The 10441-nt window shown below is 63.8% G+C and carries 10 protein-coding genes and 1 pseudogene; 3 read left to right on the forward strand and 8 right to left on the reverse strand.

Annotated elements, in window-relative coordinates; genetic code table 11:
- Window positions 1-64: 64 nt before the first annotated feature.
- From BKN37_RS10540 to BKN37_RS10575, 8 genes and pseudogenes are all read right to left on the reverse strand, one after another.
- Window positions 65-691 (reverse strand): lysophospholipid acyltransferase family protein, encoded by a 627-nt coding sequence (locus BKN37_RS10540; protein ID WP_071025269.1) that lies wholly within the window; start codon window positions 689-691, stop codon window positions 65-67.
- The gene (locus BKN37_RS10545) at window positions 688-2574 is read right to left on the reverse strand and encodes an acyl-CoA synthetase (RefSeq protein ID WP_071025271.1); all 1887 of its coding nucleotides are present in this window, start codon (window positions 2572-2574) and stop codon (window positions 688-690) included. The genes BKN37_RS10540 and BKN37_RS10545 overlap by 4 nt, the downstream gene beginning before the upstream one ends.
- The gene (locus BKN37_RS10550; protein WP_131823562.1) at window positions 2571-4355 is read right to left on the reverse strand and encodes an FAD-dependent monooxygenase; all 1785 of its coding nucleotides are present in this window, start codon (window positions 4353-4355) and stop codon (window positions 2571-2573) included. The genes BKN37_RS10545 and BKN37_RS10550 overlap by 4 nt, the downstream gene beginning before the upstream one ends.
- Window positions 4355-4963 carry a VOC family protein gene (locus tag BKN37_RS10555; protein WP_071025275.1) on the reverse strand — a complete coding sequence of 203 codons (609 nt, stop codon included), beginning with the start codon at window positions 4961-4963 and terminating at the stop codon, window positions 4355-4357. The genes BKN37_RS10550 and BKN37_RS10555 overlap by 1 nt, the downstream gene beginning before the upstream one ends.
- 10 nt (window positions 4964-4973) lie before the next feature.
- On the reverse strand, window positions 4974-5948 hold the full coding sequence (locus BKN37_RS10560; RefSeq protein ID WP_071025277.1) for a fumarylacetoacetate hydrolase family protein: 975 nt from the start codon (window positions 5946-5948) through the stop codon (window positions 4974-4976).
- Between the two features lie 512 nt (window positions 5949-6460).
- Complete coding sequence (locus BKN37_RS10565) at window positions 6461-7027, reverse strand: TetR/AcrR family transcriptional regulator (protein ID WP_071025279.1); 567 nt, start codon at window positions 7025-7027, stop codon at window positions 6461-6463.
- Window positions 7028-7115: 88 nt separating this feature from the next.
- Window positions 7116-7253: pseudogene (locus BKN37_RS28285) on the reverse strand (cytochrome P450); the annotation flags it as partial.
- Window positions 7254-7257: 4 nt separating this feature from the next.
- The gene (locus BKN37_RS10575) at window positions 7258-8175 is read right to left on the reverse strand and encodes a dihydrodipicolinate reductase (protein ID WP_071025292.1); all 918 of its coding nucleotides are present in this window, start codon (window positions 8173-8175) and stop codon (window positions 7258-7260) included.
- Window positions 8176-8484: 309 nt separating this feature from the next.
- On the opposite strand from BKN37_RS10575, the gene BKN37_RS10580 reads away from it, so the two are divergent.
- Genes BKN37_RS10580 through BKN37_RS10585 form a run of 3 tightly spaced genes read left to right on the forward strand, consistent with a single transcriptional unit; the run spans window position 8485 to window position 10260 of the window.
- Window positions 8485-9333, forward strand: coding sequence for an SDR family NAD(P)-dependent oxidoreductase (locus BKN37_RS10580; protein WP_095407049.1), 849 nt, complete (start codon window positions 8485-8487; stop codon window positions 9331-9333).
- A gap of 41 nt (window positions 9334-9374) precedes the next feature.
- Window positions 9375-9848 carry an LLM class flavin-dependent oxidoreductase gene (locus tag BKN37_RS30365; RefSeq protein ID WP_423212779.1) on the forward strand — a complete coding sequence of 158 codons (474 nt, stop codon included), beginning with the start codon at window positions 9375-9377 and terminating at the stop codon, window positions 9846-9848.
- Complete coding sequence (locus tag BKN37_RS10585) at window positions 9733-10260, forward strand: HD domain-containing protein (protein ID WP_071025285.1); 528 nt, start codon at window positions 9733-9735, stop codon at window positions 10258-10260. The genes BKN37_RS30365 and BKN37_RS10585 overlap by 116 nt, the downstream gene beginning before the upstream one ends.
- The last annotated feature ends 181 nt before the right edge of the window (window positions 10261-10441 follow it).

Raw genomic sequence — 10441 nt, forward strand, 5'->3', positions numbered from 1 at the left:
CAAGCCGGCCCAACCGATAAAGAAACGATGACACCGAGGTCTCCTAACGCTTCCTGAATGGGTGTTAGCCGATGAGCGGTTTGCGGTTGGCGACAAGTTGGTTGAGGCGCGCCTGCATGGTGGCCTCGACGCGGGCGGCGAAATCTTCGGCTGATTCGTCGGGGTGCGCAGTCATCGGAGGCAGCACCGCGGTGATCAACTTGGTTGGCAGTGCGACATAGGGGAGCATCCCGGCGACTCCGACGCTGACTCCCCAGGGGATCGACACGCTGATCGGAAGCGCCTTGACTCGCAGATGCCGGTGCAGCCGCAGCCGCCGCGCAAGGTGTTGGCCGTCGGAGACGACGAACAACGAGTCGCCGGCACCCGCGGTGACGACAGGCACGACCGGCACATCGTGGCGGCTCGCGGGCCGACCACCGAGGACTTCGGCGACTCGCCCGGCGCCCACCGTCCACGCCAGTTGGTGAACCAGCGCGGTGATGGGTCGTGTCAGTGCCGCTTTCTCGCGTACGGCGAACATCGCGAGCACGTTGAGGTCGGCCAGGCCGCCGAAACCGTGGTTAGCGACAATCAGCGCGGGCTCGGGTATTTCGGCGTCGATGTGGACCTCGTGGCGGTGATACCAACGCAGGTAGCGCGGCACGGTGGCGCGCATGGCCGTGACGACTGTTGACGATGTGGCGGTCATGACCGCTCCTTGAGGTCCCATGTCAGGGCGTAGTGGCCGAGCGTGGCGCGGATAGCCTCTGGGGCGGCGGCGGGGTTGGTAATGACCGTGACCACGATTGATCCGTCGTTGATGGTGGCGTCGACGCCGTCGACACCGACAGTCCCGGTGAGTGCCTCTTCGATAGCGATGCGGGCCGCATCGGCGCGCAGGCTTAGCTTGTAGGGCTTGCCGATGGCGGTGACCGGAAGTGCGTCGATGATGGTCACCGACTTGGGTACCGCGGCACGCTCGCCGACATGCGTTGCGGCCCACGCCGCCAGCTCCACTTCGGTGACGGCGGACCCGGGTGCCACGGTCACGCAGGCGACGGGCACCTCGCCCGCGCGTGCGTCGGGTCGGCCGACGGCTGCGGCGGCGGTGACGTCGGGATGGGCCAGCAACGCATCTTCGATGGTGGCGGGGTCGATGTTGTGGCCGCCGCGGATGATGAGATCCTTGGCGCGTCCGGTCAGATGCACGAAGCCGTCGGTGTCTACCCAGGCGAGATCACCGGTGTCCAGCCACCCGTCGTTGAGCTTTCCGAGACCGTCGAGCACATAGCCGTCGCTGCGGCGGGCGGTGAGGTATCCGGGGAAAACGGTCGGCCCGCTGATCGCGAGATTGCCGACCTCCCCGCACGGTAGGTCCTGCCAGCGACCGTTGTCGTCTATGCGCACCGTCTTGACGTGCTGATAGGGAAGGCGTTGTCCCACCGAGCCGGGTCGGGGATGGTCGGGGAAGCTGCGCACGCTGGCGCAGGTGCCCTCGGTGAGTCCGTAGCCTTCGATGAGCGGAACGCCGGTGTGTGACTCGAAGTCTTTGCGCACCGCCGCGGGCAGTGCCGAGGCCCCGACCAACGCGTAACGCAGGCTGGAGATGTCGGCGTCGACCGGACATTGGGCAAGGACGGCATAGACGGTCGGCACCGCGCTCATGGCGCTGATCCCGTAGTGCGCCACGATTTTCCAGAAGTTTGCGTAGAGCGCCGTGTCGCGGTATCCCAGCGGTCCCGCCCACACCGCATGCTGGCCGCGCAGCAGCGGCGCCAACAGCGTCACCACCAGTGCATTGACATGGAACAGGGGTAGACCCGCGAGAAGCGTGGAGTGTTCGTCGAGCAAGGTGTTGGCGGCAATCATCCACGCGTCGGTGACCTCGTTGGCATGGGTGTGTGCGGCGGGTTTGGGTTTGCCGGTGGTTCCACCGGTGTGAAACAGCGCCGCCAGGTCTGTGGCGGCCGGCGCCTCACCGTCGAAGACCGACCCGTCATCGTCGTGCGGAAAGTCACTGAAGTAGCCGATGGTTGCGCCATCGATGGCCGGCGCGGGGGCGGCCGAACCCCGATCGCCGGTGGGGCGCAGCAACAAAACGGTGTCGATGACACCGGCGCCGACAAGGTGCTGGGCGACCTGCCAACTCGCCTCGTCGAGTCCGGGTGCCGCAGCGATCAAGACCCGTGCGCCGCAACGCGCCACGAGGTGAGCGATGTGCTCGCCGGACAGTGCGCCGTTGATCGGTGCAGCGATGCCGGCAAGTTGAGCGGCCAGGGTGGCGGTGATCAACTCGTCGCAGTTGGGGCTGATGATCGCGACGGGATCGTGGCGAGCTATGCCTTTGCGGTGCAGCATGTTTGCGGCCTTGTGCACATCTGTCAGCAATTGACTGAACGTGCGGGTGCTCGGCCGGCGCCAACGATCGGCATCCGGCATCACCGTCACTGCAGCGCGGTCGGGCCATAGAGTGGCGGCGCGCTTGAGCACCGCATACGTCGAGTCCGGAAGGCCACGCTGGGACAACGGAGTCGACTCAATGGCCTCGAGGTCGTTTGGCGTGGCGTAGCGCGGCCACAGCAAGTCGTTCATCGCGCAGCTCGATGTGTAGGGCGGGTGATACCGAATGAGGTGACGACGTCAATGAGCTCAGCAGCGCCGGCTAACGCCGGCGCGGTTGTACGCCAGGCGACGTGTCCGTCCGGTCGGACGAGCACGGCGCCGTCGCTGCCGACCTCGAACAAGTCGAGAACTGTGTACGGATCTGGGGCGACGGCAGTGTCTAACCCCACCACACTGACCGGTATGTCGGCGGGAAGGACTTCATGCCAACTGCGCGGGGAACTCGTGAACAGTGTGAAGTCCCGCAGGTCGAGCAGGTCGTGGCTGGACACGATGTCACCGTCGTCAACGAGCCAGGTATGCGGCAAGCGAGCACCGGGCCAGGTGGTGGGCCTGTAGTGCACCACCCCTTCGCCGTCTACCGGTTGCGGAGTTGTCTCGCTCCGGATCAGCGGACCAGAGTATGCGTACCCGAACTCCAAGCCAGTAGAGGCGAAGTGCTCCAGCTGGGCGGGAATGCGGTTCCTGATCGTGGCGCGGCGATAGCGGGCGCGCGCGTCGTTGCCGAGCAGTGCTGATGTCCGATTTGTCGCCAATCGCATGAGACCGTCCGTTACGTGGCGCATGATCGGTGCGGGAATGAGGTCGAGCACCCGGTGGTTGAAGGCCGCGGTTACGCGCGCCAACGAGCGGTTGCTCAAACCAGTGCCCTCCATCGCCTCGTCGAGAAGGAAGTGGTTGGCCACACTCTGGGCTGCGAATCGCTCGACGACCGGGCGCCGCTCACACTCGTAGCTCGTCAGCAGCGTCGCGGGGGCGCGTCCCTCGAGGACAGCAGCCAGCTTCCAGGCCAGGTTGTGTGCGTCCTGCACGCCGCTGTTGAGACCGAACCCGCCGGTGTGCGGGAACCGGTGCGCTGCATCACCGGCGAGGATGACGTTGTCGACAGCGAAGTGCTCAGCAGTCTGACTGGTCATGGTCCACGTTCCAGTGGAGTGGATTTTGAATGCCACGCCCTCGCCGATCACCCGGGGCAGGACTTGGGCCCAATAGCTGCGGCTGTTCGCTGCGATGTCCTGACGCTTACTGAGGTACGGGCTCATGAGGACGTAATCGTTGTTCGCATGGGCGATCAGCACGCCGCAGAAGGAAGGCGAGTAAATCCAGTTCAGCAGAGGTCGGCTGGTGTCGCCGAAAAGCTCGGCATGAAAGAAGACGCTGCCCATGTTTGCCAGGACGGGTCCGCGCATCTGGATACCCAGTGTGTCCCGAACCCTGCTGTTCGCGCCGTCGGCTCCGATCAAGTACCGGGACACGATCTCGATGTCGGTTACCTCTGGACCGGACGCGTGAACGGTAACCCGAGACCCGTCAAAGACGACATCCTGAGACGACAACCCACGTCGGAAGTCGATGAGGGGTTCCTGCTCCAACGCGTCCCACAGGATCGGCATGAGCAGGTGTTGACCGATGTGAGAGATGAGAAACGGGCTGTGGCCCTGGACCCGGTCCACTTGTTCGCTGTCGGACAGCAGGTCGATTTTACCCAGCGGTGCCCCGCGGAGGTCTGTGCTCCATTGGATGATGCTGACGTCTTCAGAGGGCGGCGCGAGAGCGGTGATCTGTGCAGCGAGTTTCGGCGACGCTCGTCGCCAGATCTCTTGCGAGCGGGCGTTGATGACATGGGCTGCGGGATGGTTGAAGGAGGACGAGCGTCTCTCGATAACGGTGCTGGCGATGCCGTAGCGGGCCAGCAGCAGGGCGAGCGTGCAGCCGGTCGACCCTGCGCCGACGATGGTTACCTCAGGCATCACAGCGTCCTCAGGTTCAGCGTCTGGCGGTTGGCTTTTTGGGTGGTGCCGGGACGGGTGCCGGCGCCCTGCTTGAGCAATTCGGCGTCGGGCACACCCGCCCGGAGCTTCTCCAGCAGATAGCTCGGATCGATGTTCATGCCGATAGGGTTTTCGGAAAATGCGTCGGTGTTGAAGTAGTCAGCGGTCTCTTTTGCTGTTGTGAAGTTCTCGACCTGGAACTCCAGTCGGATGCCGTCGGGGTCCTCGTAGTAGAGCGAGGTAGTCGGGCCATGGTTGATGGCCCATACAGGCTCGATGCCGTTTGCTTGCAGTTGCTCCCACTTGTGCAAGAGGTCGCCAAGGGAGGGAAAGGTGAATGCCAGATGGTCTATCCCGTAGATCTTGCGGCGCAGCTTGGCGAGTGGGAAGGCGACCTTGAGTTTGCTGGGCAGCTTGATCAGTGCCAGTCGGTGGCTTTCTTCGTCCCAGGTAAGGAACGCGATGGAGTCGTCCTCGTGCACGACATGCGCGCCGAAAACGAGCCCGTACCAGTCGATCATCTCCCTCGCGCGGGCAGTCTTGACGACCCAGTGGGCGAGGTACGCGGGTCCGGAGGATTGTGTCATTGGGATGCGCCTACTTACAGCTTCGGCCGGAATGTGTTGTCACGGTGTTGTGTTGGGTACCGAGGTCGAGCGCTCCATCGTCGGTGCGTATGGACGCCACTACCTCATCGCCGGGCTTGAGGTAGGCGGGGTTGCGGCGCTGCATTTTCACGAACAGCTTCCATTTCTGTGCATCAGGCAGCAAAGCGGCAACGCGCTGAACCATTGCTTTGGGAGGGTGGATGGCGACACCACCGGGGGTGCCGGTAAGCAGGAGGTCACCCACTGCGAGGTCCTCCAAGTATGAGAACTCAGTGAGCGTTTCCGCCGGGCCGAATACCATTTCGCCGGCCAGCGCGTCCTGCCGAACGCCGCCGTTGACAGACAAAGTCAGCCGCAGATCACGCCATCGGTCTACTTCGTTTGGGTCGGGGATGCACAGGTAAGGGCCGACGGGGCAGAACGTCCTATAGCTCTTGCCTTTGTAGTACTGCCCTTGCGAAAGTTGGATGTCGCGGGCGCTGACATCGTTTGCCACGACGAACGCTCCGATGTATTCGCCCACACGGTCAGCTGAGACCACGGTAGGTGCTGTGATGGCCTTGCCGATCACAATGCCGAGCTCGATCTCGTAGTCCAGCAGCTTCACATGAGACGGAGCCACGATATCGTCCCGTGCCCCGGTGAGAGACCCGCTGGACTTGGTGAACAGCAGGTTGTAGGGCCGGTTTGGGTCCATGCCGGATTCGGCGATGTGGGCTTGGTAGTTGGCGCCTTGGCAAATGATTCTGGCGCCAGCGACGGGGTTGAGAGGCGTGAGGTCTGCCAGCGGGATTCCGGGTTTGCCAGACTCGGCTAGCAGGGTCCGGGCTGCGTCTGCGCCTTGGTGAAGCACGTCGGCAGTGGTCGCATACTCGCCTGGCAGCGGTAGGACGGTGTTACCGCGCACGACGCCCCACGTCGGATCGTCGTTGCCGGTCGAGTAATGCAGCAGGTTGATTGCCATGCGTCAAGTGAAGCGTCGGCGGGCGCGAGCGTGCTTGGGCTGTGCTGCAAATCCTGGCGCGGGTGTTGAACTTCAGTCCAAACGTGATTCAGGTGCCTACCGAATCGGCTAAGACGGTGGCCCCGAGTTCCGCGGCGAGCGTGAGGGCGGCCTGGAGCTGCATGCGGCGGCTGTCGATCGGCCGGTCGCGCTGCTGCTCGGCAGGTGTCGACGGTCAAGGACACCGCGATGGTCACCACCGCGGCGAAGATGGCGTTGTGGCGGCGTGATCACGGCGGCCGCCAAGTTGGTGACTGGGAGTCACGTTCTTGTGGTCATTCGGTTCACTTGAACTCTCGCAAGCCACGGGATAATGGGTGTGGCCGCATCGGGCAGCGTACTCGGCTGGTGTTCGGTAGCTCAGGGCCGAATGCCGGTGTCGCTGGTTGTGCTCTTGCTGGGAGACGCCACGACCATGGCGACCAAGAAAGCAACGTTGCTGTTGATAAAACGTAGTGACTGAATCGACGAAGTTAGGGCGCAACGCTGGCGAGCACGGACGTCAGAAGGAGTTCGAATGCTCGATCGTCGGGCGGTACTGGGGCGCTGGTGAATCCGCCCTCGTCGGCGGACTCCGTCTGCGGTACTGCGTTGTGCTTTTGTGCCAATCTCGCGAGAAGTATCGACCCTCGAACGAGTTCCGACACCGCGGAGTATGTGTCGTGGGCTGTCTGCTCGTCGAGACCGGAATCGATCATGTTGGCGATCGCTTTCTGCGTCTCCTGTTCGCCGAGCCGTCGTGCCAGCGGGCTCAGTGCGCCTCGAATGAGGATCAGGTCCGTCAACACCGGATCGCTGAGGAAGGTCCGGCGCACGCCGCGTGCGTGCGCCTTCAACGACTCGCGCCAATCGTCCGACTCGGCGAAGCGCGGCAAGCGGCTGCGGCGCAACGCGCGGTCGGTCATCGCGTCGAGGAGCTCTGATTTGTTGCGTACGTGCCAGTAGATGCTCGTTACGCCGACGTCCAGCGATTTGGCGACCAGCGGAATGCTGAGTTCCTCGATTGACGACTCCGCTGCTATCGCGAAGGCTGTCTCCACGATCGCATGTTCAGTCAGCGAGCCTCGCGCTCGTCGGACTGATTGTCGCTCCGGCTTTGAAGCCTGCACGCTCACCTCCTTGCCCACCGCTCAGCGCGTAGAAGTCGTGGCGCTCGTTGTAGTACAGCGGCGCTTCCTCGCGCATCCGCCGCCACACCGGATATGGATCGTCGTCGATGTCGAAGTCAAACGGGTCGTAATACAGGTCAACGATTTCCTGGTTCATCGTGTCAGCGCCGGATCTGACGGGTCACGATAGACGGGCCGGCCAGTGGCGCGTCGAGCAGGCCGGGCGCGGCGTCGATGACCGCGGGGATGGCGTTGATCGCCGCCATCGCCGTCGCGGCGACGCCGGGGTTGGTGGCGTCGCTTGGTGCGGGATCCAGATGGAGGTCGAGGGTCATGTTCGGGTTTCCTTCGATGCGAAACACCATGCCTCCCTGGCCGGGTTGTGCGGGGCGCGGCCAAGAGTCGGGCCATGGCGTCGAGGTCACCGCGGCGAAGTACTGAACGGAGACGACGGGACGCTCGTCATGCATCGCGGCGAGTTGCCAGCGGTGGCCGCAGATGGTGTCCTTCGGGATCACCCCGAGTGCGGTGTCCAGATCGTGCGGAGCCAGGATCGTCTCCCAGTCCAGTGCCACTCGTTGGACGTCCACGCCCAGTGTGTCGGCGATGTAGCGCACGACGGGTTCCCAGTCGTTGTTCACCTTGCCGACAGCGATGCGAATCGGGACGTGGCCGTCAGGTTTTCCGAAGCCCATCGACTCGTGCAGCACCTCCCAGATCGGGTAGGACAAGTCGAGGTCGAGGGCGTATTCGTCCATGCGGTAGGAGTCGATCACCCCGGCACCCGATAGTAGAGCGGTGGGCAGGTTGAGGCTGACGAAGCCGGGTTCGCACCCGGTGGCGTAGAAGGTCGAGTTACCTTGACGCGCGGCGTTTTCAATCGGTTCGCGCCACTTGGCCGGTGCCGCCTTCGGATACACCATGGGGATAGCGGAGATGGTGACGACGTTGATGCCGGCTTCCAGGTAGCCGACGATGTCGGCGATGACCTCGTTTTCTCGTCGGACGGCGGTCGCGCAGTAGGCGATGCAATCGGGCTTGGCGTCCAAGATTGCTGCCAGGTCATCAGTCGCCACAATGCCGACGTCGGGTCGTCCGCAGAGTTGACCGGCATCCGTGCCCACCTTCGTCGGCGAGGACACCTTGAGCCCGGTCAGCTCGAGTGCGGGGTCGTCGATGATTGCGCGCAACGCAACGCTGCCCGTCATGCCGGTGCCGACGTGAACGACGCGACGCTTCGCGGTGTCAGGAGATGAAGTCACAGGCCATGCCTCTCAGGACGCTAGCAGCGGTTGCCAATCAGACTGTCCACAACGTACTGTACCTGACACCAGTATGGCTTACCAGTAGCTGTTGCAGTAACGGTGCAGACGAGGGGTATGGTGCACGTGCCGGAGCGGACCATCGTCATCACTGGGTCCAGCGACGGCGTCGGTGCAGCAGCGGCCCGGCGGTTGGCGGCCGGGCGCGACAACGTCGTCGTCATCGGGCGCTCCGTGTCGAAGACGAAGGCGATTGCCGACGAACTCGGTACCGACTATCTCTGTGCGGATTTCTCCGACCTCGCCCAGGTGCGGGCCTTGGCCGCGGATCTGCGGCAGCGTTATCGGCGAATCGACGTGCTGGCCAACAATGCCGGAAGTGTCTTTGCGGCGGATGGCCTCACCATTGACGGGTTCGACAGCGTGCTTCAGGTGAACTACCTTGCGGCGTTCCTACTCACCACCTCGCTGATGGACGTGTTGGTCGCCTCCAAGGCGCGGATCATCTGCACGTCGAGCTCGTCGCAACGGTTGGTGCGCCCAGGCGTATCGGTGGACGACCTACTCTGCGTCAACCCGGTGCGCCCGACGGTTGCCTACGGGCGCTCCAAGGTCGCGCTCGTCATGTTCACTCGGGAATTGCACCGTCGCTACGGCGGACTCGGTGTATCCGCCGCATCGTTTCACCCCGGCTTCGTCAACAGCAACTTCGGCCCGGCATCGGGTTCACGGGTCCTTGCGGTCATGCAGCGGGCGCACACCGAACGGCTCGTCGGCATCACCCCGCAGGCAGCCTGTGATCAACTCGTGTGGCTGGCCTCCGACGAGAATCAACACTTCGAGCCCGCCGGCGAGTACTTCGTGAAGCGGCGCGTCGGTCGCGCGCACCGGATCACTTACGACTCACAACGCTCGCGTGAGTTATGGGAGCGGACGTCGGCGCTGGTCAGCAGGAAGCGTAGGGCGTCGCAGTGATCCAACCCATCCGATTCGGAGTGGTCGCCTCGGGTGTTGAGGTGCACGACCTCGCCGCGACCGCCAAGCAGGCCGAAGGCATGGGGTTTTCGAGCATTGCGCTCAACGATCATTTCAACTCGGCCGCGGCACCGATGCTGGGTCTGCAGGCAATGGCGGCCGCCACCTCGCAGATTCGAATCGCGACATCGGTGCTCAATCAGGATCTGCGCCACCCCGCCGTTCTCGATAGGGGTAAAGAAAGTTCTCACATCTCAAGTCAGAGGCGGTCGATGCGTATTGGTGCACCTGCCGTCCGTGTGGCGGGATGCGGAGGCGCTGCGAGGACGGCTTCGGCTTGCAGTGCTGCTGAGGTGCTGAGAGCACCGAGATGGGGCGCTGATGGTCGGGCGGGGTGGTGTGAGCGGGGTTCTGGCGAAGCGGGAGGCCGAGGCGCGATTGGCGGGGCAGCCTCGGCGGTTGGCGCATGTGCGGGGCGTGGTGATAGCAGCGCAGCAGCTCGATCAGCATTTTGACGCAGAGACTGCTGATTGCTTGGCGGCCGCGGCGTGGTTACACGATATCGGCTACGCACCCTCGGTGTGCCGGGCGGGTTTCCATCCGCTCGATGGCGCGGAGTTTGCCCGGTGGGCGGGCTTCGGTGAGCTAGTTGCGTCGTTGGTGGCGTTTCACAGCGGAGCGCACTTGGAGGCGTCCGAGCGTGGTCTACAGGGGTTGTCGGAGTTCAGTGATCCGCCCAGCGACGTTCTGGATGCGTTAACGTTCTGTGATTTGACGACCGGCCCGGATGGGACGCCGGTGTCGGCTAATGATCGACTAAGTGACGTGTTGGCTCGGTATGGGCCCGAGGATCCGGTGCATCGCGCGGTCGACGCGGGCCGCGAGGAGCTGTTAGCCGCAGTCCAGCGAGTGCGCGACCGGCTCTAACCCGACCTGGGTCAGCCGAGATAGGGACTGTCGCGGTGCTGTAAGTAGTGGTCGATGGGTAAGTCCCCTGGGGTGGTGGGGTTTCGGGACCGGGGCTGATCTGGACGGATCCCTGTTGGGGTGTGTCGATACCGGGCTTGGGGTGGGCCATCGCGTAGTGGTCAATGAGTTACCTACCAAA

Origin of the sequence: Mycobacterium talmoniae, assembly GCF_001854525.1 — a bacterium.
Classification (GTDB): Bacteria; Actinomycetota; Actinomycetes; order Mycobacteriales; family Mycobacteriaceae; genus Mycobacterium; species Mycobacterium talmoniae.